Raw genomic sequence first — 23,379 nt, 5'->3', positions numbered from 1 at the left:
TTGCCACTTCGGCAAGGATGTTTGTCAATCCGTCACGGCAGGCGCATGCTCGCAGCATGAGCAAGAACGAGACGTACGACGTGGTGGTCATCGGTGGCGGCGCCGCCGGCCTGAGCGGCGCGATGGCGCTGGGCCGTTCGAGGCGGTCCGTCCTGGTCGTCGACGCGGGCGAGCCGCGCAACGCCACCGCCGCCCACGCCCACAACTACCTGGGGCGTGAGGGCGTCGCGCCACTGGAGCTGCTCGAGGACGGCCGCGCCGAGGTCGCGGCCTACGGCGTCGAGGTGCTCACCGACCGCGTGGTGGGGCTGTCCGGGGAGACCGACGCCTTCCTCGTGACGACCGAGGGGGGACGCCGCTACGGCGCCCGCCGGGTGCTGGTCACCGGAGGGACGGTCGACGAGCTCCCCGACGTGCCCGGACTGGCGCAGCGGTGGGGCCGCGACGTGCTGCACTGCCCCTACTGCCACGGCTGGGAGGTGCGCGACCGGCCGCTGGCGATCCTCGCGACCTCGCCGATGGCCGGCCACCAGGCCCTGCTGTTCCGCCAGCTCTCCGACGACGTCGTCGTGGTCGTGCACGACGGCGTCGAGCTGCCCGACGACGAGCTCGAGCGGCTGGGCGCGATCGGCGTGCGGGTCGAGCACGGCACGCCGCAGGAGGTCGTCACCGACGGCGAGCGGCTCGTCGGGCTGCGCCTGGCCGACGGCTCGGTGCTCGAGCGGGCGGCGATCGTGGTGGCGGCGCGCCCGCACGTGCGCGCCGACCACCTCGCCCCGCTCGGCATCGAGCCGCAGCCCGTCGAGATGGGCGGTGCCGTCATCGGGTCCGTGATCGCCGTGGAGCCCACCGGCGCCACCACGGTTCCCGGCGTCTTCGCCGCCGGCAACGCCACCGATGTCTCGATGACGCTGATGGCCTCGGCGGCCCACGGCACCCGGGTCGGCGCCTGGATCAACGGCGAGCTCGCGGCCGCCGACGCGGCTCGCGCCGTCGAGGCGCAGCGGGCCGAGATGTTCGAGCGGCCGGCGTGGGAGGGCCGCTACTCGGGCGAGCGCGTGTGGAGCGGCCGGGTCAACGCCCAGCTGGCGACCGAGGCGGCATCGCTGACGCCGGGCCGGGCGCTCGACGTCGGGTGCGGCGAGGGCGGCGACGCCGTCTGGCTGGCCGAGCAGGGGTGGGACGTCACGGCGGTCGACTTCGCAGACGCCGCACTGGCCCGCACCTCCGAGCACGCCCGGCAGGCCGGCGTCGGCGAGCGGATCGGCACCCGCCGCGCCGACGTACGCACCTTCGACCCGGCCGGCGAGACGTGGGACCTGGTGTCCTCGCAGTTCATGCACCTGCCGGACGGCGCGATGCCGGACCTCGTACGACGCCTCGCCGGCGCCGTCGCGCCGGGCGGCACGCTGCTGGTCGTCGGGCACCACCCCGGCGACCTGGCCACCGGCATGAGGCACGGGCACCGCTCGTTCCTCTTCACCCCCGAGTCGCTGCTGCCGGGCCTTCCGGACGGCTTCGTGGTCGAGACGTGCGAGACCCGCACCCGCACCCAGGCGCACCCCGAGTCGGGCGAGCAGATGACGGTGCGCGACTCCGTGCTCCGCGCGCGACGGATCGGCTGACCGGCCCCCTCGGGTCAGGGCAGGTCGAGCCTCGCCAGCACCATCGCGGCGAGCCGGTCGACCGGCAGCGCGGGGTCGACGTCCATCCCGTGCTCGTCGGGCTGCAGCGGCTCGAGGGTGTCGAGCTGCGACTCCAGCAGGCTCGGCGGCATGAAGTGGTCGCGGGCGTTCATCCGCTCGAGCAGCATGTGCTTGTTGCCGGTGCAGTGCACGAAGAAGGTGCCCTCGCCGCCGCGCCGCAGCACGTCGCGGTAGGCCCGGCGCAGTGCGCTGCAGGCGATGATCGTCGGCTCGCCGCGGGCGTCGCGCTCGGCGGTCCACGCGGCCAGCGACTCCAGCCATCCCCAGCGGTCGGCGTCGGCCAGCGCGATCCCCTCGCGCATCTTGGCGACGTTCTCCGGCGGGTGGAAGTCGTCGCCCTCGGCGAACTCCCAGCCCAGCCGCTCCTGCACCGCCCGGCCGATCGTCGACTTCCCCGACCCGGAGACGCCCATGAAGACGAGGTGGACGGGCGCCTGGTCGGCGGCCGTCATCCGACGGCCCAGATGCCGAGGGCGAGCACGAAGATGCTCACGCCGAGCGTGGTCTCGAGCACCGTCCACGTCTTCAGCGTGGTCTTCACGTCCATCCCGAAGAAGCGGCCGACCAGCCAGAAGCCCGAGTCGTTGACGTGGGACAGGACGGTGGCGCCCGCGGCGATCGCCAGGACGAGTGCCACGAGCTGCAGCGACGACGGGTCGGCGTCGGCGACGCCGGCCGAGATCAGCCCCGCGGTCGTGGTCAGGGCGACCGTGGCCGAGCCCTGGGCGACACGCAGGATGGTGGCGATCACGAACGCCGACACGATCAGCGGCAGCCCGATGTCGGCGAGCGAGTCCGACAGCGCCTCGCCGATGCCGCTGTAGCGCAGCACGCCGCCGAACATCCCGCCCGCGCCGGTGATGAGGATGATCGCGCAGATCGGGCCGAGCGACTCGTTGAGCAGGTGCTCGGTCTCGCCGCGCGAGTAGCGGCGCACGGCCAGGGTGTAGGTGGCGACGAGGAGCGCGATGAGCAGCGCCACCGGGGTCTGCCCGATGAAGATCAGCGCGTCGACGAACGCACCGTCGTCCGCGATCGAGCCGTTGGTGCGCAGCGTGGTGAGGATCGTGTTGGCGGCGATGAGGAGGACCGGGAGCAGCAGGATGCCGAGCACGTGCGCGAAGCCGGGCGGGTTGTCGGTGTCCGCCTCGCGCCCGCCGGTGAGCACCGAGTCGTCGATCGGGACGTCCACCTTGCCGAGCCAAGCGGTGGTCACGACGTACACGCCGACGAACCAGGCGACGACCGCCACCACGACACCGACGAGCAGGGTCAGCCCGATGCTGGCGTCGATCTCGGTGGCGGCGGTGACCGGGCCCGGGTGCGGCGGCACGATCGCGTGCATCGCGGCGAACGCGCCAGCGGCCGGGAGGGCGTACATCAGCACCGAGCCGCCGAACCGCTTCGCGACCGAGAAGATGATCGGGAGGAACACCACGAGCCCGGCGTCGAAGAAGATCGGCAGGCCGAACAGCAGTGCGGCGACGCCGAGGGCGAGCGGCGCCCGCTTCTCCCCGAAGCGGCTCACGAGGGTGTCGGCCAGCACCTGGGCGCCGCCCGTCACCTCCAGGATCCGCCCGATCATCACGCCCAGGCCGACCAGGAGGGCCACGCTGCCGAGCGTGCTGCCGAAGGCGGCGATCGATATCGCCGGCACGTCCGCCAGGGGAACGCCGGCGGCGACCGCGGTGCCGAGGCTGACGAGCACGAGCGCCACGAAGGCGTGCATGCGCAGCACGATGATCAGGACCAGGAGCACGGCGACGGCGAGCGCGGCGATCGTCAGCAGCGTGCCCGAGCCGTAGGCAGGGGTCATGGTGTCCACGGAGGGCCTTCCGAGGTGGGCGGTGGGTGGGCCCAGCGTAGGACCTCCGGCGCGCCGTGGGCAGACTCGATGACGGGCAAGGGTCCGTCTCGGTTCTGTCTAGGTCTCATCAAGCGCGTGTAGCCGCGCGGGGCGAGTGGGTAACGGCCCGGGCATGATCATCTCGGGCCACCTGCACCACCACCATCGCCCCAAGCCCTCGACCGACTCCTCGCGCCTGGCCGCGCGCGTCGCGGAGATCGATGCGCGACGACGCGACGCAGAGCTCAGCATCGACGCGCTCGTCGTGGCCTGGCAGGGAGGCGCGGCCCTCCACCGGGGCTCGCACTGGGACCGGTGGGAGGCCGCCGCGCACGACACCATCGACGTCCTCGCGGCCCTGCTCGGCGCCCTCGACCTCGCTCGCAAGGAGCTCGCCGACATCGACCGCACCCCGGTGGTGCCACGCCAGGCCGACCGGCGTGTCGATCGCTGACGGCTCTCCACAGATCGCCCCGACGGGGTGTCGCCGCGGCCCCGCGCCGGGCGACCATCCGAGCATGATCATCTCGGGAACCCTCCACCTCGACCCGGCCGGGCACGCCGCGGCCACCGCCTCGCTCGGTGACCGTCTGGCCGACCTCGATGCGCGGCGGCGCACGGCGGAGTCCGTCGTCGAACGCCTGCTCGCCAGCTGGCACGGCGACGCGGCCGCGGCCTTCCACGACCACTGGGAGACCTGGCGACGCACGGCGTCGGAGGTGGTCGACCAGCTCGGCGCGACCGTCGACGCGCTGACCCCCGCCCGCGCCGACGTCGTCACGGCCGACGACCTGTCCGGCGTCACGGGTGACGGTCTGAGGGCCCGACTGGGCGGGCGGCTGCCATGACCGCCTACGACGTCGACCTCGCCGAGCTCCGGTGCGCCGTGGCCGGGCTCGCGGCCTGCCAGCGCGACCTCCTCGGCCTGGCCGTCGACATCGACCACGCGCAGGAGCGACTTCAGTCTGGCTGGCAGGGCCGGGCGGGCGATGCGCAGGCCACGACCTACGGGGCCTGGCGCGAAGGGTGCGCCGACATGGTCACGGCGCTGGCGGCGATGCGCGGAGCCCTCGCCGCTGCGGACGACCACTACTCGTCGGCGGTCGACGGCGCCGTCGCCCTGTGGCGGCAGGTCAGCCGGTGACGACCCGGCCCGGGCGCACGCACCTCGCGTAGACGCCGAGCATCGGCTCGCCCGCGCGGTTGACCGGGCGCTCGCGGGCCAGTGCCCTCAGCAGCCGCACGTCGCGCTCCCCCGTCACCGGGTGACGGTCGACGACGGCACACCGTGGGACCGGGCCGCCGATCCGCACGGCCGCTCCCCCGACGACCAGCTCCCGCCCGGCCCACGAGTCCTCGACGTAGGGCTCGTCGGTCTCGACGACGAGCGTCGCCCGGAAGCGTGCCGCCTCGTCGACGAGCCCGTCGTGCCCGGTCCGGCGGGCGAGGTCGTGGAGCGATGCGGTGCCCACGAGGGTGAGCGGCTCGCCGAACACCACTCCTCCGCGCGGGGCAGCAGCGAGCGCCACCTGGAGACCGAGCCAGTCGGACAGCACCTCCGCGTGGGGACCGCTGGTGAGCTCGAGGACGACCTGCCGGCCCCAGTAGTCACAGGTGACACGGCGGCCGCTCGGGACGACGGGAGCAGAGACCGACTCCCCGGTGGGGAGCGTGACGTCGAGGACGCAGCCGTCGACGCGCGCCACGACACCGATCAGCGACGGGTGCTGCACGGTCTTGAGGACCCGCGCGCCGGCCACGTCGACGAGACACAGCGAGCGGTCACCGAGGGCTCCGTGCGCGTCCACGTCGATCGCCGGCAGGGACAGGTGGCGCATGCCCTTGACCGGCGCGAACCCGGCCTGGCGTACGACGAGCTCGGCCGGCATGCGGCCATGGTGGCACGCCGCACACGCCCGGCGTGGACGCATCTCGACCACCCATCCACCTCGCGTCCTCCGCGTCGGGGTGCCACTCCAGGCAGCAGCCGCCGGGATGTGGGTGCTCCCGTGCCCGACCCGGCTCGCGGCGACACGCACGGGCCGACCTCTGTGGGGATCGGGGGAGACCGTCGGGGAGCGGCGGTCATCCACAGATCGGCAGTCGGGGCTGTCACCCGCCTGCCCGGCTCGGCGAGGGTGGAGGGCGTGCGGATCAGTGTCGAGTGCGGCGGGTTCACCCGGGCCGCAGAGGCGTGCCTGGCGGCCAACCAGGTCGCTGCGGTGCTCACCTTGGCGCTCGGCGCTCGCCTGGCCAGTACGGCGGGCATGGCGGGCGACGACGCGACGAGCGCCGACTTCGCGACGGCCTACGACGCCGGCGCCGCCGAGGCCGCGGCGGCGTTGGCGGACCTCACCCACGCCTTCGCCGGCGCCGGGCGGCTGCTCGCGGCCACCCGCGGCCACCACGAGCGCGCGGAGAGCGCGGCCGCGGGGGTGCCCTACGACGGCAGCGGCAGGCTCGACGACGAGGTGTTCGCACGGATCGACGCCCCGACGACACCCTCCAGCCTGGGCGCCCAGGATCCGTCCCTCGGCCGCGTCGAGACCTGGATCCTCGACCAGGTCGAGGGGTTCGTCTGGCCGGGCGCCGACGCGGCGGCGCTGCGCGAGGCCGCGGCGGCCTGGCGACGCGCCGCCGCATCCACCGCGGGACTCGCTGACCACGTCGATGCCGCGAACGCCATGCTCGAGCTCCAACGCTCCCCCGAGGTGCCGCTCGCCGTCGACGTGCTCGCCGACCTCGGGGCAGTCGTCGGCGACACCGCGTGGCAGCTCGCGAGCCTGGGCACGGCGTGCGAGGACTACGCAGTTGCGGTGGAGGCGACGCACGACCGGACCCGCGCACTGCTCGCCGAGGTCGCCCAGATGGTCGTCGAGGGAGCCGTGGTCTCCGTGCTCGTCGCCGGCCTCTCCGGCGGGACGGTAGGCGGAGCAGCGGCGGCGGCAGCGGCGGCGCGGGTGCGGGCGCTGGCTCCCCGCTTCCACGCACTGCTGACGGCACTGCGGGCGGGGGTGGCGACGGTCGCGGCGAGGCTCGAGCGGGCGCGCGACGAGCTGTCGGCGGTCCGGGCGCGGCTCGACGACCTCGCCCGGGTCCCGGCGCGCGACGAGGCCGGCACGCTCAAGCACCCGGGAGCCTGGTTCCCCGACCGGATCACGCGAGCCAGCCGCCACCTCACAGACCCCCGGAGATTCGATCCGGAGGTCCTACGCGGACTCTCCGTGGAGGACGTCAGGACGCTGCTGTCGTCGTGGCAGGCGCAGCCGGCGGGTTCGGGGGTCGGCACCAAGTTCCTTGACCCCGACAACGTGGGCCGTCAGATTCGTGTCATGGACGGATATCCAGGCAACCGACCCGACCCCGTCACGCACGGTCCGTACGTGGTCGTGTCGCAGAATGGCACGAAGACCAAGATTCCGCTGGAGGGCAATCCACTGCTATGACGTCGACGACTGTCGGGCACCTGCTTGAGGAGCTTGAGGAGGAGTACACCTTCAACGGAGTCCTGCCGCTCTTCATGTTCGCCTGGTCGCTCGCCGGCCTCGGACACGACCGGTCGGAGTCCGACTTCGCCCAACTGTGCCGCGACGCCTACCGAGAGTTCGTCGACCAACATCCCGAGGCGCGCCTCGTCGAGCTGCCGTGGCCCATCGACGTTGCCCGTGCGAAGCCTGTGGCGGCCGACTCCGCCGTGAGTCTCGACCTCGACCCCGACGCGCCGCCCTCGACGTGGCTGCAGGCACTCGTGCATCCGGACCACGTGACTGGCTGACCTGATCTCGTGTCGCGTCGCCACCCACCGGCCACACTGGGCAGGTGTCCCGCTCCTCGACCTGGCTGACAATGCTCCTGACCGCGGCGATGCTCGCGGCCGTGGTGGCGTGGCATCCGGCCGAGCAGATGGAGACCGTGCGCCGGGCGATCGGGCTGGAGGCCGAGCGGCCGCTGCCCGCTCCCCGCGTCGACGGGCAGGGTGGTGCGTTCACGTGGGCGATGACGCAGCGAGGGAGCGGCGACCCGGTCGGCTGGGACCCGTGCGCGGAGATCCGCTATCGGATCAACCCGGCCGGCGAGCCTCCCGGCGGACGACGGCTGGTCGACGAGGCGATCAGGCGGGTGAGCGCGGCGACGGGACTCGCGTTCGCCGACGAGGGCGAGACCGAGGAGCGTCCGTTCCCCGGCGGCGTGAGGCTCTTCGGCCGACCGGACCCGGTCGTCATCGGATGGGGTGACGACGCCGAGTACGCCGACCTCGCCGGCCAGGTCGCGGGCGTCGGCGGGGCCGTCGCCGAGCGCGGGCCGGCCGGACACCTGACCTTCGTCAGCGGCAGCGTCGTGCTGGACGTCGAGGCCTTCACGCCCGCCGCGGTCGCCGAGCAGCCGCGCGTCATGGAGGCGATCGTGCTCCACGAGCTGGCCCACGTGGTCGGCCTCGGCCACGTCGACGAGCCGATGGAGCTGATGTACGCCGACAACACAGGTCAGGTGGAGCTCGGTCCCGGCGACCGCGAGGGTCTCGCCCGCCTGGGCTCACTGCCGTGCCGCTGACGCCTCCACGAGGTCAGCGCGCGTCGGTCGCCGACCCCGGGCGGCGCCTCAGAGGTGGTGCAGCTTGGGGTAGGGGTGCGCGATCCGCACGGACTTCGACCCGAAGTCGACGGTCACCGCGTGGCTGTCGAGGTGGGTCACCTGGCCGAGGCCGTAGAGGTCGTGGGTGACGCGGTCACCGACCGCGAACACCTCGACCACAGGATCGACAGCGGGCTTGAAGGGGCTGCTGGGGAGGTGCTTGGGCCGTCGGCCGGAAGTGCTCATCACCCTTAAGTATGCTCCTCGAGGCAAGGGACCCGGGCATCCGCGCCGAAACCGCTCGCCGTCACCCGCGCACCGAGCCGGCGGTCAGCCCCGCGACGAAGTAGCGCTGGAGGAACACGTAGGCGATCACCAGCGGCGCCGAGGCGACCAGGACGCCGGTGAAGAGCAGCGGGTAGTTGGTGAGGAACTCGCCCTGGAAGTCGAGCAGGGCGAGCGGCAGGGTGCGCTTCTCCGGCGTCTGGATGAACAGCAGGGGGTAGAGCAGGTCGTTCCACTGGATCACCACCAGGAAGATCGCGGTGGCCGCGATCGAGGGCAGCGACAGCGGCAGCACGACGGAGGTCAGGGTGCGCCACGGACCGGCACCGTCGAGGGCGGATGCCTCGTAGAGCTCCGGCGGCAGGGTGCGCATGAAGCCGGCGAGGATGAAGACCGCGACGGGCAGGCACACGACCGTCTCGATCAGCACCAGGCCGACCAGGCTGTTGAGCAGGCCGAGCTGGTCGAACAGGACGTACTGCGGGATCATGTTGGCCTGCGCCGGCACGGCCATCCCCAGCACCAGGAAGCCGTGGATCGCCCACCCGCGCCACCCCGGGATGCGGGCGATGCCGTACGCCGCCAGGATCGCGAGCAGCAGCGTGAGGCCCACGCCGCCCGCGGTGACGAGCGCGCTGTTGCGCAGCGCGGTGGACATCGCCTGCTCGCCCAGCACGGTGCGGAAGTTGTCGAGGCTCAGCGAGCCGGGCAGGCCGAACGGCGAGGCGAAGAGCTCGGGCGTGGTCTTGAAGCTGCCGGTGAGGACGAGCGACAGCGGCAGCAGGATGAGCAGGGCGTAGAAGCCGAGCAGCGCCCGGCGGCCCAGGGTGACGGTCACGGGGTGCTCACGCTCCCCTCTGGGTGAGCTTGAGCGCGCGCCGCTGCAGGAACGTGACGGCGAGGATGATCGCCATGAAGAGCAGCGACTCGGCCGCGGCATAGCCGAACTCGCCGTTGGTGAACGTCGTGTAGATGCGGGTCGACAGGATGTCGAGCGAGCGTCGCGGCGGGTTGCCGCCGAGGCCCAGGATGAGGTCGAAGGCCTTGAACGACTGGATGGTGGTGTAGGCGACGACGATCGCCGTGGTCGGCGCGACGAGCGGCCAGGTGACGTGGCGGAACTGGCGCCAGCGACCGGCGCCGTCGAGGCGGGCGGCCTCGTAGAGGTCCTCGGGGATCTGCTGCAGGCCGGCGATGAAGATGACCATCAGCTGCCCCGCGTGGGCCCACACCTGGGTCATCGCCACCCAGTAGATCGCCTGGTCGGGGTTGCCCAGGAAGCCCGACTGGAGCTGCTCGAGGCCCATGGCGCCGAGGGCCTGGTTGACCGGCCCGACGTTGGGGTCGTAGACGAAGCGCCAGATGAAGGCGACCGACACCGAGGACAAGATGGTGGGCAGGAAGTAGACCGAGCGCAGGAAGACCGACGCCTTGGTGGTGCGCAGCAGCATCAGCGCCAGGCCCAGCGACAGCAGCGTCTGCAGCACGACCACGACCAGCAGGAACTTCAGGTTGTTGGTCAGCGCGGTGGTGAAGAGCGAGTCGCCGCCCGTCGCGAGCTTGACCAGGTTGTCGGCGCCGACGCGCTCGAAGTCGGGGCTGAAGCCGTCCCAGTCGGTGGTCGCGTACTGCACCGCCTGCACCGTCGGGATGACGAAGAAGACGACGTAGAGGGCGATCGCGGGCAGGGGGAAGAGGTAGAGCGCCGGGTGTGGGCGACCCGGCCCGTCGGGCTTCCTCATCCGATCTGCTCGTCGACGATCTTCTGAGCCTCCTCGGCGGCCTGCTCCGGCGACTGGCCGCCCACCACGGCGACGCACGCCGCCTCGACCGCGGCCTCCACGTCGAGGTCGAGGAACTGGTAGCGCGGGGCGAGGGCGGTGTTCCTCGACAGCCAGGGCTCGATCCGCTTGAGGTCGGGGTTGGTGTAGTCGACGCCCTCGACCGCCACGTGCTGGGCGGTGCCGTTGGCGTACTCGCCGGCGACCTCGGGGTCGGAGAGGTGCTCGAGCCAGGCGACGGCGGTCTCCTGCTTGTCCGAGCTGCCGTTGACGCCGAGGATGAACGTCGCGTTGTGCACCCCCTCGAAGCGCGCCTCGTCGGCCGAGGTGGTGATCGGGGCGATGAGGTCCATCGCGAACTCCGCGCCGAGCGCCCGGGTGGCGGCGATGTGGTAGCTCCCGGTGGCCAGCATGCCGACCTTCTGCTCGGTGAAGAGCTGCTGCAGCGGCTCGGGCGCGCTGCCCGTCGCGTTCTTCTGCATGTAGGGCGCGAGCTCGGCGTACTGCCCGAGCGTCTTGAGGAACCAGTCGTCGGTGCACTTGTAGTCGCCGGACTCGATCTTCGTGCCGAAGTCGTCAGAGGGGGCGTTGTTCATGGTCATCGCGTTGAACAGCTGCGCGGCGTTGCCGGCGTCGCCGCCGGGCCAGGCGATCGGGGTGACGTCGGCCGAGCGCAGCTGCTCGCACAGGGCGAGGAAGCCGTCCCAGTCCTTCGGGAGCTCGGACACGCCGGCCTTCTCGAAGAGGTCGACGTTGTAGATCGGCATGAGGAACACGACCTGGTAGGGCAGGCCGTACTGGGTGCCGTCCTTCTGGCCCACAGGGGTGAACCGGTCGCTGTAGCGGGAGACGAAGTCCTGGTCGGTGAGCTCGGCGAAGAGGCCGGCGGAGACCATGTCCTCGAACTGCGCGCCGCGGAAGGCGGTGAGCGCGTCGCCGACCTCGCCGCCGCGCAGCCGCTGGATCGCGCTGGACTGGTAGTCCTGCGACGGCGAGATGTCCTGCGTGACCCCGGCATCGGCGTTGGACTGCACGAAGCCGGTGATGATCTTGTCGAAGACCTGCTGGTCCTCGGCGCGCCAGTGGGCGAACGAGATGGTGTCGGTGGCCGCGCCGCCCGAGGGAGCCGTGCCGCCACCGCCGGACGTCGAGCCGGGCCCGGCGCAGGAGCTCGCGGCGTACGCGATGCCCGCGGCACCCACCAGCCCCATGAAGGCCCGGCGGTCGATGCTGATCGGTCGGTGGGAGGAGGGCATGACGATGTCCTTTCGGCCTTTGACGACTAACTCGACCACCTTAGTCGGGTTAGGAGCTGGCCTCGACATCTCCTGGGTGTCAGGAGGTGCGCGACCCGAGAAGTCCCTTCACGTAGGCCGCCTGCCCCAGGTGCTGGAGGCAGTCGGCCTGGATGCTGATCAGTCGTACGCCGGCGGTGACCGGCGGGTCCCAGCTCTGGTCGACCTCCCGCTCGAGCTCCGCCTCGTCGACGGTCTGCAGGTAGCGCGCGGTCGCGAGCGTGACCTCGTGGTGGTAGTCCACGAGCAGGGCCGGGTCCTCGATGCGCAGGGCGTCGACCTGCTCGCTGGTGTGGCCGTACCCGACGTCGTCGGTGCCGTTGGGCAGGCCGAAGCGGTCCTGGAACCGCTCCCAGAGCTGCCGCTCGCCGGCCAGGTCGGCGATGTGGTCGTCCTGGACGCGGGCCAGGTGCCACAGCAGCCAGCCGATGGGGTTGCCGACGCCGTCCGGGCGGTGGTGCAGCGTCTCGTCGTCGAGGCCGTCGGCGATCGAGTCGTAGATCTCGGTGATCCGGCCGAAGCCCTCGGTCAGCACTCCTCGCGCGTCCATGGTCTCACTCCACCGCGGCCGCGGACCGGACCTGTGGCGCCGAGGACTGCTCGTCCTTCATGGCGTCGATCTCGGCGAGGATGCGCGTGCGCTCGTCGGCGCTGAGCGAGACCTGGGCCTTGGCGAGGCCCTCGTCGAGCTGCTCGGCGATGGTGCTGTCCTCGGCGCTGTACTGCCAGGAGGAGACCTCGTCGACCACGCGCTGCGCGGCCTCGATGGCTGCCTGCTTCACCTCGTCAGTCATGCGAACCACGGTAGTGAGGCGGTCAACCGTCCCTCGGGGTGTGCCGGCGGGCCGCGATCCTCACATCGCGCGCGCCAGGCTGCGTCGCAGCGACCAGGCAGCGAGGGCCCCCAGCAGGATCCCCATCCCCGCCAGCACGCCGAGCTCCGGCAGCACGTCGGCCAGACCCGCTCCGCGGCGCTGGACGTCGGCGAGCGCCTCGTAGGCCCACGCGTGCGGGGTGAAGCGGGAGATGGTGCGCATCGTGTCGGGGAAGAGCTCGAGCGGGAACATCGACCCGCCCAGCGCCGCGAGGACCAGCCCGATCCCGATGCCGCCGCCGTTGGCCGCCCCCTCGTTCTCCAGCAGGGTGCCGAGCAGGATCGCGGCACCCGCGGCAACGAGGCTGAAGAGCACCAGCACGAGCAGCGCGACCGGGAGGCTGCCCCAGCTGACGCCGAAGAGCAGGCTGGTCGCGAGCATCAGGTAGCCACCCTGGAACAGGCCGATCGCCCAGCGGCCGAGCACCTGTCCGGCGATCAGCTCGCCGGCCGTCACGGGCCCGGCCAGCATCCGCGACACGACGCCGAGCCGACGGGCCTGGATGAGGGTGGCGGACCCGCCGAGGCAGGCCAGGAAGACGAAGAGCAGCAGCTGGCCGGCGGCGCCGAGCTCGAACTGTCCCATCCCGTCGAACTCCTGGCTGAACCGGTCGACGCTCGTCACCTCCAGACGCGGGGCGGCGACCTCGCGCTCGGCGGCCGCGAGCGCCGCCGCGGCCCGCTCGGGTGGCACGCCGGCGGCCTCCAGCGCGAGCTGCTCCGCCCGTTGCGAGCGCAGCGCCTCGACGGCGGTGCGCACCTCCTGCTCGACGACCTGGGCAGAGCCCGACGACGAGCGCACGACCTCCAGCGTGACGGGCCCGCCCGCGTCGTACGCCGTCACCGCGTCGCCGTCGACGCGCACGGCCACGTCGAGCCGGCCGCGTGCGAGCAGGGCCAGCGCGTCGTCCCAGCCGGGGTCGCTGACCACGACGTCCTCGGTCTCGAGCTGACCGACCAGCGCGGACCGCAACGACGACTCCGACCCGCTCACCGCCACGCGACCCGCGGTCGCGTCCTCGCCGAACTGCAGGCCGATCATCAGCACCAGCAGCAGCGGGAAGACGAAGACGAAGAACAGGTTGGAGCGGTCACGCAGGAAGAGCCGGAGCTCGGCGCCGGCCACGGTCAGCGCGTTCCTCATGACAACGCCCCCCGGTCGGGGACGAGACGGGAGACGACCACCATCGCCACGGCGAAGCCCAGCATGATCGCCACCGGCACCCCGACGTCGGCGATGCCGCCGCCGCCGGAGGTGGCGCCGAGCCCGCGCAGCAGCGCCGAGACCGGGTTGAGGTCGAGCACCCGCGAGAGCGGCCCGGTCGCGGTCACCGGGAAGAAGGCACCACCACCGATGCCCAGCACGAGCGCGACGATCGAGGTCGCGATGCCCGCCTGCTCGGTGGTGCGGGCGACCCGGACGACCAGGAACATCACGGACGTCCCGGCCGCGGCCGCGCAGAGCACGAGCAGCGCGACGGCCGGGACCGAGCCGAAGTGGGCGTCGAAGAGGTAGCCGCCCAGCGCCAGCAGGATGCTCGTCGACACCACGCCGAGCACGAAGCTGACCAGCGCCTTGGACGCGATCACCACCCACCGCGGGATCGGCATCGAGCGCAGCCGGGCGAGCGTTCCGGCCTCCCGGTCGACCAGCAGCCCGCTGACGCCGAAGCTCACGGTGAAGAGGAGGAAGAGCCCGGCCTGCCCCGCGACCAACGCCGCACCCGCGCCGAGCTGCTCGTCGGACGCCTCGCCGCGCACGATGTCGTACGCCGGGGCGTCGGCCGTGGCCTCCTCCACCAGCGCGCCCACCTCGTCCTCCGGCACGCCCTCGGCCAGGGCCGCGCGGGTGGTGGCCGCGCCGCCGGCCATCTGGTCCAGCACCCCGTCGACGACCGACAGCACGACGTCGGCCTCGATCCCGGCGTCGTCGCCCCGCACGGCGTCGACGGTGACGGGCCTCCCGTCCTGGGCCGCCTGCCCGAAGCCCTCGGGGACGAGCAGCGCCAGCCCGGCGTCGCCGTCCTCGACCTGTCGCCGGGCGGCCGCGTCGTCGGTCTCGACGACGGTGACGTCGAGCTCGTCGGCGTCGTCGAGCGAGCGGATCGCCCCGACCAGCGCCTGCGCGACCTCGTCGGCCGCGGGAGCGCTCACCGCGACGGTGACCGGGGCGATGTCGACGTCCTCGGCCGCACCGAAGACCAGGTTGAAGACCGTCATCAGCGCCAGCGGCACGACCAGCGCGAAGATCAGGACCGACCGGTCGCGCAGCCGCTGGAGCAGGTCGGCACCGGTGAGCACGAGGAGCTGGCGCATCGTCGTCCCTAGTCCCGCAGGCCCTTGCCGGTGAGGTGGAGGAAGACCGACTCGAGGTCGGGTCGCGAGATCTCCACGTCGGCCAGCGTGACGCCGTGCGCCGCCGCCGTGCCGACGACCTGCGCCACGAGCGTCGAGGCGTCCTTGACGGTCAGCGACGCCGAGCGCCGGTCCGCCTCGACGCGCTCGACACCGGGGATGCGGCGCAGCTCCTCGGCGGCGTCCGCCAGGTCACCGCTGCTGCCGCCGAGCCGGATCGTGTCGACGCCACCGGTGAGCCGGACCAGCTCGTCGCGCGTGCCCTCGGCCTCCAGCCGGCCGGCGTCGATGATGCCGATGCGGTCGCAGAGCCGCTCGGCCTCCTCCATGTAGTGCGTCGTGTAGAGCACGGCCATCCCCTCGCCCGACAGCGCCTCCACCGACTCCAGGATCGCGTTGCGCGACTGCGGGTCGACGCCCACGGTGGGCTCGTCGAGGATCAGCAGGGTCGGCCGGTTGAGCAGGCCCACGCCGATGTTGAGCCGGCGCTTCATCCCACCGCTGTAGTGCTTGCTGCGGTCCTTGGCGCGGTCGGCCAGGCCGATGAGCTCGAGCACCTCCTCGACGCGCGCCTTCAGCGCCGCGCCGCGCAGGCCCTGCAAGCGGCCGAAGAGCATGAGGTTCTCGCGACCGGTCAGGTCGGGGTAGATCGCGAGCTCCTGCGGCACCAGCCCGAGGTGCCGCTTGGGACCGGTGGTGCGCGGGGTCATCCGCTCGCCGGCGACGGTCACGGTGCCCTCGTCGGCCGCGATGAGGCCCGCCGCCATCGAGATCGTCGTGGTCTTGCCCGCCCCGTTGGGCCCGAGCAGGCCGTAGGTCTCGCCCGCCGCGATGCGGAACGACACGTCATCGACCGCCGTCAGGTCCCCGAAGCGGCGCACGAGCGAGTCCACCACCAGCACGTCGTCACTCATCTGGGTCCCTCCCGTCACCCCCACGCTAGGGAACGCACGCGAGCGGGGGGAGGGCCGAACGTCACGCGTGCGAGCGCCGATCGGCGCTCGCCGTCCAGAACGCCTGGAGCAGCTCCTCGACACCGGGAGAGCCGAGCACCACCTGCGTGAGGAGGATCGCCACCACGCCGTCGGGATGCACGTACGCCGACGTGCCGGTGCCGCCGACCCAGCCGTAGCGGCCGACGACGCTCCACGGGTCGACGAGGCCGATGTCGACGCCGCCGCCGAAGCCCCAGCCCTGGCCGTCGAGGAAGAACCCGCCCAGCTCGCGGTGCGCGGGCGTGGTGTGGTCGGTGGTCATCTGCCGCACCGAGTCGGCGCTGAGCACGTCCCCTCCCCCGGCCCGCAGCATCCGGCCGAACGCCAGCCAGTCGTCGGCCGTCGTCACGAGACCGCCCGAGCCGGAGGGGAAGGCCGGCGGGCGCGTGAAGACCCCGTCCGGCTCGTCGCGGACCTCCAGGGCACCGCGAGCGTCGGCGCCGTACAGCGTCGTGAGCCTGTCCACCGTGTCGGGCGGCACGTGGAAGCCGGTGTCGACCATGCCGAGCGGCTCGAACAGGCGCTCCGCCATCAGCTCGGCGAGGTCCTGGCCGGCAGTTCGGGCGAGGAGGACGCCGAGCACGTCGTAGGAGGCGTTGTAGGTCCAGCCCTCACCCGGCTGGTGCATGAGCGGGATCTCGGCGAGCCGTCGCATCCACTCGTCGGGCGCCGGCACCTCGTGGATGTCGTCCGCCGCCTGGTGCAACCGCTCCATCAGCAGCGGCGTGACCGCCGACTCCCAGGTGCAGAAGCCGTGGCCCGCCGTCCCGGTGAGCAGGTGCCGGGCAGTGACGGGCCGCTCGCACGTGACCGTGTCGTCCAGTCGGCTCTCGAGCGTGCGCAGCACCCGCGGCTCGGCGAGCTCGGGGAGCAGGTCGGCGACCGGGGCGTCGAGGTCGACGCGTCCGTCCTCGACCAGCGTCATCGTGAGCGCGGCGGTCAACGGCTTGATGATGGAGGCGCCCCGGAAGATCGAGTCGCGGGCCATCGGTGCACCGCTCCCGCCCTGGACGCCGAGGGTGACCACCTCCACGTCGTCGCCGCGCGCGAGGACGGCGACGAGGCCGGGAACGGCGCCGGAGTCCACGAAGGGGCGCAGCGTCGTCTCGAGGTCTGCCATGGCCAGACCGTACGCCCGTCCCTCGGGGTGTGGCTGCTCCCGACAGCGACGGAGCACCGTGGGAGGCATGGCTGTGTCGAGCTTCCAGGACCTGCCGCTGGCCGACCGCGACCGCGAGTGGGACGGTGACGCCGCCGAGAAGCGGGTGCGCGAGTGGGCGGGCGCCGAGGACGAGCCCAACGAGAAGTATCGCGACGCCCACGTCTGGTACGACGCGGACAAGAAGGACAACTTCACCGCCTACAAGCTGCTGATCGCCGACGTGGTCGACGGCCGGCTGCGCGCCGTGCCACGCGGTGTGATGGCGGCCGGCAACGTGATGTCGGGCGGCCGCGGCGGGGTCGACCTGCCGACCAAGGACGTCGACCGCGTCAAGAGCCACCTCGCCAAGTACTACGACAAGCTGGGCGACGAGGCGCCGTGGGAGCGCGACTGACCGCTCGAGCGTCACCTCGTGGGACATGCCTCCGAGCCAGGGCCTGCGTCGGCAGGCGCCACAAGACGTCCGCCCGGATCTGTGGACACGCCCCGTGCGAGGTCGTGCACCTCGCCACCCGTGGCGCGATCCGTCCGATGCCCGCCGACGTCGTCGGTCTCCGGTAGTGGTCCGCGAGCCGCGCGGGCGCACGCACGGTTGTCACCGGCAGACTGCACACATGCGCGACACTGGCCGCTCTCCTCTCTCCCTGGACGTAGTGCACGACCTGATCGACTCGTGGGAGTTCGATCCCCGGGTCGAGACCCTCGGACCTGCGACCGAGCTGTTGTCCGAGATGGCCGTCGGAGACCCCGGCCGGCTCGACGTGCTGCAGGTGATCGCGGACCACCAGGCCATGCGAGGAGACGTCGACGCAGCACTCGCGACGCTCGACCAGGCAGGCCCCGTCTCCGACGACGATGGCCACGTCGTGCAGGCCATGCGGGTCGCCTTCCTCATCGAGGGCGGTCGCGGCGACGAGGCCGGCCCACTTCTCCAGGAGCTCCGTCGGCGCGGTGCCGTCCTGCCCGCCGAGGCAATCGAGCGCGTCGCCGACGCCCTCGAGGAGGACGGGCGTCTGCGCGAGGCGATGCGCTGGTTCACCATCGGGCTTCGTGACCTCGACCCCCACCAGCACCTGCCCGAGCCCGGCGAGCAATACGCGCTGCTCGGGCGATGGCGGGTGCGACAGGCACTCCAGCTGCCACCGGACCACTACGACATCCTCGCGCGGACGACGCTGGCCGCACGCCGCGCCCGGATGGACGACTGACGATCTCGGTCGGGCGGTGGGTGGGATCTGCGCCCACTACGCTCCACGGCATGGACCACGCGGCGGACCACGACCGGCGTACGCCGCCGCAGACCCCCTCGCTGTCCGCCCTCGTCGAGCGCGCCGCGCACCTCCTCGACCGGCCCGGCCGCGCCCTGCTGGGCATCGCGGGGCCGCCCGGTGCCGGCAAGACGACGCTCGCCGAGACGCTGGTGGGGCGACTGCGTGCGGAGCTCGGCCCGGAGGCCGTCGCGCACCTGCCGATGGACGGCTTCCACCTCGCCGACGTCCAGCTCGACCGGCTGGGCCGGCGCGACCGCAAGGGGGCGCCGGACACCTTCGACGCCGACGGCTATGTCACCGCCCTGCGCCGGCTGTACGACGAGCCCGACCGCACCCTCTTCGTGCCGGGCTTCGAGCGAGACCTCGAGCAGCCGGTCGCGGCGGCGATCGCGATCGAGCCGTCGGCGCGACTGGTGGTCACCGAGGGCAACTACCTCCTGCTGCCCGACGGCGGGTGGGAGCGCGTACGCCCGCTGCTCGCTGAGGCGTGGTACGTCGACGTGGACCCGCTCGTACGACGTGAGCGGCTGGTCCGGCGCCACGAGCAGTTCGGCAAGAGCCCCGACGCCGCCCGCGCCTGGGTCGAGCGGGTGGACGAGCCGAACGCCGACCTGGTCGCCGCGACCCGACCCGCTGCGGACCTCGTCGTCGATCCGGACGACCTCTGACCGCGGGGACGTCGCGCGTCCCCACGGCGAGCCTCAGTCCTGCGAGCCCTTGGGCGGGCGGCCGCGCCGGGGCACCGGGCCGGCGTCGCGGGGAGCACGGCCGGCGGCCCGGAGCGCGTCCCGGATCACCATCTCGACCTGGGCGTTGACGCTGCGCAGCTCGTCGGCCGCCCAGCGCTGGAGGGCGGCGTGCACAGCGGGGTCCAGGCGCACCAGCACCGGCTTGCGCTCGGGACCTCGTCGGGGAGCCTCCGGCTCCGTCTCCTCGCCCATGGCCGCGGCCCGGTCAGGTGTAGAGCGACCCGGCGTTGACCACGGGCGTCGTGCCCCGCTCGGAGCAGAGCACCACCAGCAGGTTGGACACCATGGCCGCCTTGCGCTCGGCGTCGAGGTCGACGATGTCCTTCCTCTCGAGCTGCTCGAGGGCGCTCTCGACCATGCCGACCGCGCCCTCGACGATCTTCTCGCGCGCGGCGATGACGGCCGACGCCTGCTGGCGCTGGAGCATCGCCTGGGCGATCTCGGGGGCGTAGGCGAGGGCGGAGATGCGCACCTCGATGACCTCGAGGCCGGCCAGCGCGATGCGGGCGGCGACCTCGGCGGCCAGCTCGCCGGAGATGATCTCGGTGTCGCCGCGGAGGGTCACCTCGTTGGCGGCGTGGTCGTAGGGGTGGCTCATCGCCACGTGGCGCAGCGCGGACTCGGCCTGCACCGCCACGAAGTCCTCGTAGTCCTCGACCGCGAAGGTGGCCCGGGCCGTGTCGGCGACCTGCCACACGACGATCGCGGCGATGTTGATCGGGTTGCCGTCGGCGTCGTTGACCTTGAGCTCGTGGGTCTCGAAGTTGTGCACGCGCACCGAGACGTTGCGGCGCGTGGTGAGGGGCACGAGCATCCGCAGGCCGGGCTTGCGCACCGTGCCGACGTAGCGGCCGAAGAACTGCACGACCCGCGTCTGCCCCGGCGCCACGATCGTCAGCGACGCGGAGAGCACCAGCCCGAGGAGCACCACGGTCGATCCGCCGAGGATCTGGCCGATGCCGCCGCGCCCGGCGTCGGCGTCGATGACGCCGAGCACGAAGAGCCAGGTGCCGAGCCCGATCAGCACCAGCGAGACCGCGAGGCCCGCGAAGCCGTCGATCGACCACGCCACGCGCTCCGTGACGTCCACCCGCGTGCCCTCGTGCCCGACCGGCCGGCCGGCGGGAGCCCCGCCCTCCGACTCGTCGACGTGTCCGGCGTCCTTGACCTGCTGCTCACCGCTCATGTGCACCCTCCGTCAGAATGTGATGGCAAAGTGATATCACATTTTACCGAGGTCGCGCTGCCTTTTCGAAGGACTCGTGGCGCGGGACCTCACGCGATCAGCACCCGCACCCCCCGCTCGCGGAGCTGGGCGATCGCGGCGTCCGACGCGGAGGCGTCGATCACCACGGTCCACGACGGCTCGACCGGCAGCCAGGTCGGCGCCGGCTGCCCGAGCTTGGACGCATCGGCCAGCAGCACGACCTGGTCGGCGACCGCCGCGGCACGCTCCTTGATCCACGTCTCGTCGACGGTCGGCTCCCCCAGCCCCCGCAGCGGGTCGACGGCATCGGCGCCCAGGAAGGCCACGTCGAACTGGTAGCGGTCCAGCGCCAACGCCGACAGCGGGCCGAGAACGCCGTGGCTGAGCGGCTGCACGCGTCCGCCGACAACCACCACGTCGACGTCCTCGGCCCGCGACAGCAGCAGCGCGGCCTCGAGGCCGCGCGTGACGACCGTCATCGGGCCGCGGTCCTCCAGCAGCTGCGCGAGCGCCAGGCAGGTGGTCCCGGCGTCGACGAACACCGTTCCCCCGGCCGGCACCAGGTCGACCGCCGTCGCGGCGATGGCCGACTTGGCGGCGAGGTTGAGGCGCTCGCTCTCGAGGAAGGACCGCTCGTGGAACACGTCGCGCGCCAGCGCACCGCCGTACGTCCGGGCGAGCCGTCCGTCGCGCTGCAGGGTCGCGAGGTCGCGGCGGACCGTCGAGGCGGAGACGCCGAGCCGCTCGGCCAGCACCTCGACGCTGTCCACGCCCTCGCGGACGAGGGCGACCACCGCGTCGTGGCGCTCCTGCGTCGCGCGTCGCACTCGGGTGTCGCGAGCCACGGTCCTCCTGCCGGGCGCCTGTGCTCAGGAGCCGTAGGTCGATCGGATGTTGTCGACGTAGGGCGCGTAGTCGACCGCTGCCAGGTAGGCCGAGAGCATCGTGCCGTGCCCGGCCTTGCCGGTGCCGGCGATGTCGAAGGCGGTGCCGTGGTCGACCGAGGTCCGCAGGATCGGCAGCCCCACCGTCACCGAGATCGTGCCGTCGAAGTCAAAGGTCTTGGCGGGGATGTGGCCCTGGTCGTGGAAGTGCGACAGGACGCCGTCGTACCTGCCGACGAGACCCTGGTGGAAGACCGAGTCGGCGGGGACGGGGCCGGACACCTCGATCCCGTTGGCCCGCGCATCCTCGACGGCCGGCGCCAGGTGGACGATCTCCTCGTCGCCGAAGGCCCCGTTCTCGCCGCCGTGCGGATTGATCGCCGCGATCGCCAGGCGCGGCTCCTCGACGCCGAAGACCTTCAGCGCAGTGTGGGCCTTGACGATCGACTCCCCCACCGACTCACGGGTGATCTGGTCGAGCGCCTTGCGCAGCGACACGTGCCGGGTCGTGAAGAAGATCCGCAGGTGGTGCCCGCCGGCTGCGTCGTTGCGCACCACGAACATGGTGTCCTGCTTTGTCACGCCGGTCAGCGCGCCGAGCATCTCGGTGTGCCCGAGGTGCTCCGAGCCCGCCGCCCAGATCGCCTCCTTGTTGATCGGGCCGGTGACGATGCCGGCGACCTTGCGGTCCATCGCGGCCTGGGTGGCGACCTCGATCGACGTCACGGCCGCGAGGCCGGCGCGCTTGTCGACGACGCCCCACTCGGGCACGTCGTCGCCCAGCACGCCGGTGTCGTAGCAGTCGATGACGCCCTCGACGGGCTCGACGTCGAAGGCGTCGACGACCCGCACCTCGACGTCGAGCCCCATCGCCTCCGCGCCGCGACGGAGCGCGGCGGGGTCGCCCACGGCCACACCGTGGTGGTCGCTCGCACCGGCCTGGTCGACGAGGGTCTTCGCGGTGATCTCCGGGCCGATGCCCACCGGGTCGCCGAGGGTCAGGGCGAGTACGTGTCGGGTCATGGTGGCTCTCCTTCTCTGCAGGCCTGCTGTGCGGGATCGGGGGGTGCTGTGGCGTCAGCGGCGCTCGCGCGACTCGGCCGCGGTGACCTGCCGGCGGTGGGCGTCGACCTGCGTGCGGAGGTGGTCGAGGCAGGCGACCGTGGTGCCGGCGTCGCCGATGAGGCCGCCCTTGGTCACCACCTGCATACCGTCCCACGGCCCGCCGACCAACGAGCCGGAGACCGCCAGCGGCTCCACCTCGTCGGCCACCTCGAGGCCGTGCGACCCCAGCTCGGCGAGGAGGGCGGCGGTCACGTCGCCCCCGGTGGCGAAGACGCCGTCCACGCGGTGCGACTCCAGCGCCCGGCGGGCCGCGCGGGCCAGGGCGAGCGGGATCTGCGTCGCCTCCTCCGGTGTCGGCGACCAAAGGTCCGACTCGTCGAGGACGGTGGCGAGCACGACGATGCCGTCGGCGCCGGCCCCGGCCAGCGCGTCGGCGAGCAGCTCGGCGGTCGCGTCGACGTCGGGAACGGCGTGCGCCCCGGGCGTACGCAGGGCGCGGGCGCCGCGCTCGGTGACGAGCTGGCGCAGCTGGAGCCGGGTCAGCTCGGTGGCGGACCCGGAGAGGCAGAGCAGCGGCGCGCCGGGGACGTCGTCGGCCAGCCCCATCGCCCGGGCGAGCGCCACGGACGCCGGCCCCGGGTCGGTGGTCGTCCACACCGTGTCCGTGCCGGCGGTCGCAGCGACCGCCGCCGTGGCGACCCGGTCGAGGTGGTCGGTCGTCGTGGCGTCGGCGACGATCACCTCCGCCCCCTCGTCGAGGTGCCGGCGGATCGTGCGGGCGAGCGCGTCGAGATCGCCGGTGACGTCCTCGAGGTGCACCGCGACCACGCGGAGGTCGGCCTGGTCGGTGAGCAGCGCGACGACGCTCGACGTACGCACGGGGCTGCGGGCGTCGCGCGCCACCTCGGTGTCCTCGAGCCGCCGCCCGTCGAGCAGCTGCATCGCGCCGATCGTCTGCCGGGACGCTTCGGGATGGGCCGGTGCGCAGAGCACCGCGACCTGCGCGCCGGTCAGCTCGCGGACGCGCTCGAGCACCTCGCGCGTGGTCGCACCGACGTGGCCGCGCAGGGTGGTGTCGATGCGGTTGCAGACCAACCGGGCCGGCCAGCCGGCGCGGACCACCCGGCCGACGCGCTCGCGCGCCCTGGCCGGGTCGAGGTGGCGGCTGTCGGTGGTGGCCACGACGGCGTCGAAGCGCGACACCATCTCGGCGACGACGTCCGCGTGCTCGCCGGCGCTCGCGGTGGCGGCGCGGAACCCGGCCCGGGCGAACCCGGCCGCGCAGGCGTTCGCCCCGGTCAGGTCGTCGGCGACGACGAGCACTCCTGCCAT

General features: G+C 72.8%; 28 protein-coding genes. 10 read left to right on the top strand and 18 right to left on the bottom strand.

Annotation, left to right across the window (positions count from 1 at the left end; all coding sequences use genetic code 11):
- The first annotated feature begins 56 nt into the window (after positions 1-56).
- Entirely contained in the window at positions 57-1,625 is a 1,569-nt protein-coding gene (locus AC4H2S_RS18950; RefSeq protein WP_491498537.1) for an FAD-dependent oxidoreductase, read from the top strand.
- 14 nt (positions 1,626-1,639) lie between these two features.
- On the opposite strand, the gene AC4H2S_RS18945 is transcribed toward AC4H2S_RS18950, so the two are convergent.
- Both AC4H2S_RS18945 and AC4H2S_RS18940 read right to left on the bottom strand, forming a co-directional pair.
- Positions 1,640-2,158 carry a gluconokinase gene (locus AC4H2S_RS18945; protein WP_491498536.1) on the bottom strand — a complete coding sequence of 173 codons (519 nt, stop codon included), beginning with the start codon at positions 2,156-2,158 and terminating at the stop codon, positions 1,640-1,642.
- Complete coding sequence (locus tag AC4H2S_RS18940; protein WP_491498612.1) at positions 2,155-3,522, bottom strand: GntP family permease; 1,368 nt, start codon at positions 3,520-3,522, stop codon at positions 2,155-2,157. Before AC4H2S_RS18940 ends, AC4H2S_RS18945 begins: the two co-directional genes overlap by 4 nt.
- A gap of 163 nt (positions 3,523-3,685) precedes the next feature.
- Here AC4H2S_RS18940 and AC4H2S_RS18935 point away from each other — a divergent pair, with 163 nt between their 5' ends.
- The 3 genes from AC4H2S_RS18935 (at position 3,686) to AC4H2S_RS18925 (ending at position 4,696) form a co-directional block, all read left to right on the top strand.
- Positions 3,686-4,006 carry a hypothetical protein gene (locus AC4H2S_RS18935; protein ID WP_491498535.1) on the top strand — a complete coding sequence of 107 codons (321 nt, stop codon included), beginning with the start codon at positions 3,686-3,688 and terminating at the stop codon, positions 4,004-4,006.
- A 64-nt stretch (positions 4,007-4,070) separates the two neighbouring features.
- On the top strand, positions 4,071-4,400 hold the full coding sequence (locus AC4H2S_RS18930) for a WXG100 family type VII secretion target (protein WP_491498534.1): 330 nt from the start codon (positions 4,071-4,073) through the stop codon (positions 4,398-4,400).
- Complete coding sequence (locus AC4H2S_RS18925) at positions 4,397-4,696, top strand: WXG100 family type VII secretion target (RefSeq protein ID WP_491498533.1); 300 nt, start codon at positions 4,397-4,399, stop codon at positions 4,694-4,696. The genes AC4H2S_RS18930 and AC4H2S_RS18925 overlap by 4 nt, the downstream gene beginning before the upstream one ends.
- Here AC4H2S_RS18925 and AC4H2S_RS18920 read toward each other — a convergent pair.
- On the bottom strand, positions 4,686-5,441 hold the full coding sequence (locus AC4H2S_RS18920) for an MOSC domain-containing protein (protein WP_491498532.1): 756 nt from the start codon (positions 5,439-5,441) through the stop codon (positions 4,686-4,688). The genes AC4H2S_RS18925 and AC4H2S_RS18920 overlap by 11 nt on opposite strands.
- A gap of 258 nt (positions 5,442-5,699) precedes the next feature.
- Between AC4H2S_RS18920 and AC4H2S_RS18915 the strand changes: the two genes are divergently transcribed.
- From AC4H2S_RS18915 to AC4H2S_RS18905, 3 genes are read left to right on the top strand one after another with little or no spacing between them, the layout of a single operon-like run.
- Entirely contained in the window at positions 5,700-6,998 is a 1,299-nt protein-coding gene (locus AC4H2S_RS18915; RefSeq protein WP_491498531.1) for a hypothetical protein, read from the top strand.
- The gene (locus AC4H2S_RS18910) at positions 6,995-7,327 is read left to right on the top strand and encodes a hypothetical protein (protein ID WP_491498530.1); all 333 of its coding nucleotides are present in this window, start codon (positions 6,995-6,997) and stop codon (positions 7,325-7,327) included. Before AC4H2S_RS18915 ends, AC4H2S_RS18910 begins: the two co-directional genes overlap by 4 nt.
- A gap of 44 nt (positions 7,328-7,371) precedes the next feature.
- The gene (locus AC4H2S_RS18905) at positions 7,372-8,103 is read left to right on the top strand and encodes a matrixin family metalloprotease (protein WP_491498529.1); all 732 of its coding nucleotides are present in this window, start codon (positions 7,372-7,374) and stop codon (positions 8,101-8,103) included.
- A 48-nt stretch (positions 8,104-8,151) separates the two neighbouring features.
- Here AC4H2S_RS18905 and AC4H2S_RS18900 read toward each other — a convergent pair whose 3' ends face one another.
- From AC4H2S_RS18900 to AC4H2S_RS18855, 10 genes are all read right to left on the bottom strand, one after another.
- Positions 8,152-8,370 (bottom strand): hypothetical protein, encoded by a 219-nt coding sequence (locus AC4H2S_RS18900; protein ID WP_491498528.1) that lies wholly within the window; start codon positions 8,368-8,370, stop codon positions 8,152-8,154.
- Positions 8,371-8,431: 61 nt separating this feature from the next.
- The gene (locus tag AC4H2S_RS18895) at positions 8,432-9,247 is read right to left on the bottom strand and encodes a carbohydrate ABC transporter permease (RefSeq protein WP_491498527.1); all 816 of its coding nucleotides are present in this window, start codon (positions 9,245-9,247) and stop codon (positions 8,432-8,434) included.
- Positions 9,248-9,254: 7 nt separating this feature from the next.
- Positions 9,255-10,151: a carbohydrate ABC transporter permease gene (locus AC4H2S_RS18890; protein WP_491498526.1), complete on the bottom strand. Its 897-nt coding sequence runs from the start codon at positions 10,149-10,151 to the stop codon at positions 9,255-9,257.
- Positions 10,148-11,446: an ABC transporter substrate-binding protein gene (locus AC4H2S_RS18885; protein WP_491498525.1), complete on the bottom strand. Its 1,299-nt coding sequence runs from the start codon at positions 11,444-11,446 to the stop codon at positions 10,148-10,150. The genes AC4H2S_RS18890 and AC4H2S_RS18885 overlap by 4 nt, the downstream gene beginning before the upstream one ends.
- Before the next feature lie 79 nt (positions 11,447-11,525).
- On the bottom strand, positions 11,526-12,035 hold the full coding sequence (locus tag AC4H2S_RS18880) for a mycothiol transferase (protein WP_491498524.1): 510 nt from the start codon (positions 12,033-12,035) through the stop codon (positions 11,526-11,528).
- A 4-nt stretch (positions 12,036-12,039) separates the two neighbouring features.
- The gene (locus AC4H2S_RS18875; RefSeq protein ID WP_491498523.1) at positions 12,040-12,279 is read right to left on the bottom strand and encodes a hypothetical protein; all 240 of its coding nucleotides are present in this window, start codon (positions 12,277-12,279) and stop codon (positions 12,040-12,042) included.
- Positions 12,280-12,339: 60 nt separating this feature from the next.
- On the bottom strand, positions 12,340-13,503 hold the full coding sequence (locus tag AC4H2S_RS18870) for an ABC transporter permease (RefSeq protein WP_491498522.1): 1,164 nt from the start codon (positions 13,501-13,503) through the stop codon (positions 12,340-12,342).
- Complete coding sequence (locus tag AC4H2S_RS18865; RefSeq protein WP_491498521.1) at positions 13,500-14,675, bottom strand: ABC transporter permease; 1,176 nt, start codon at positions 14,673-14,675, stop codon at positions 13,500-13,502. The genes AC4H2S_RS18870 and AC4H2S_RS18865 overlap by 4 nt, the downstream gene beginning before the upstream one ends.
- A gap of 8 nt (positions 14,676-14,683) precedes the next feature.
- Positions 14,684-15,628 (bottom strand): ABC transporter ATP-binding protein, encoded by a 945-nt coding sequence (locus AC4H2S_RS18860; protein ID WP_491498520.1) that lies wholly within the window; start codon positions 15,626-15,628, stop codon positions 14,684-14,686.
- 61 nt (positions 15,629-15,689) lie between these two features.
- On the bottom strand, positions 15,690-16,829 hold the full coding sequence (locus AC4H2S_RS18855) for a serine hydrolase domain-containing protein (protein ID WP_491498519.1): 1,140 nt from the start codon (positions 16,827-16,829) through the stop codon (positions 15,690-15,692).
- 67 nt (positions 16,830-16,896) lie between these two features.
- Here AC4H2S_RS18855 and AC4H2S_RS18850 point away from each other — a divergent pair, with 67 nt between their 5' ends.
- From AC4H2S_RS18850 to AC4H2S_RS18840, 3 genes are all read left to right on the top strand, one after another.
- Positions 16,897-17,265 (top strand): hypothetical protein, encoded by a 369-nt coding sequence (locus AC4H2S_RS18850; RefSeq protein ID WP_491498518.1) that lies wholly within the window; start codon positions 16,897-16,899, stop codon positions 17,263-17,265.
- Positions 17,266-17,485: 220 nt separating this feature from the next.
- Complete coding sequence (locus tag AC4H2S_RS18845; protein ID WP_491498517.1) at positions 17,486-18,079, top strand: tetratricopeptide repeat protein; 594 nt, start codon at positions 17,486-17,488, stop codon at positions 18,077-18,079.
- Between the two features lie 50 nt (positions 18,080-18,129).
- Positions 18,130-18,810, top strand: coding sequence for a nucleoside/nucleotide kinase family protein (locus AC4H2S_RS18840; protein ID WP_491498516.1), 681 nt, complete (start codon positions 18,130-18,132; stop codon positions 18,808-18,810).
- Positions 18,811-18,843: 33 nt separating this feature from the next.
- Here AC4H2S_RS18840 and AC4H2S_RS18835 read toward each other — a convergent pair whose 3' ends face one another.
- The 5 genes from AC4H2S_RS18835 to AC4H2S_RS18815 all read right to left on the bottom strand — a co-directional run bounded on the left by AC4H2S_RS18835 (position 18,844) and on the right by AC4H2S_RS18815 (position 23,379).
- Entirely contained in the window at positions 18,844-19,083 is a 240-nt protein-coding gene (locus AC4H2S_RS18835) for a type II toxin-antitoxin system antitoxin (RefSeq protein WP_491498515.1), read from the bottom strand.
- 13 nt (positions 19,084-19,096) lie between these two features.
- Entirely contained in the window at positions 19,097-20,077 is a 981-nt protein-coding gene (locus AC4H2S_RS18830) for an SPFH domain-containing protein (protein WP_491498514.1), read from the bottom strand.
- Between the two features lie 89 nt (positions 20,078-20,166).
- On the bottom strand, positions 20,167-20,943 hold the full coding sequence (locus AC4H2S_RS18825; RefSeq protein ID WP_491498513.1) for a DeoR/GlpR family DNA-binding transcription regulator: 777 nt from the start codon (positions 20,941-20,943) through the stop codon (positions 20,167-20,169).
- A gap of 24 nt (positions 20,944-20,967) precedes the next feature.
- Complete coding sequence (gene pdxA, locus AC4H2S_RS18820; protein WP_491498512.1) at positions 20,968-22,005, bottom strand: 4-hydroxythreonine-4-phosphate dehydrogenase PdxA; 1,038 nt, start codon at positions 22,003-22,005, stop codon at positions 20,968-20,970.
- Between the two features lie 54 nt (positions 22,006-22,059).
- Positions 22,060-23,379, bottom strand: a complete 1,320-nt coding sequence (locus AC4H2S_RS18815) for a four-carbon acid sugar kinase family protein (protein ID WP_491498511.1) — start codon at positions 23,377-23,379, stop codon at positions 22,060-22,062.

It is taken from the genome of Nocardioides sp. Z13_37 (genome assembly GCF_058355585.1).
Note: the sequence above shows the minus strand (reverse complement) of the source record. Positions and strands in the feature narration are given on the sequence as shown.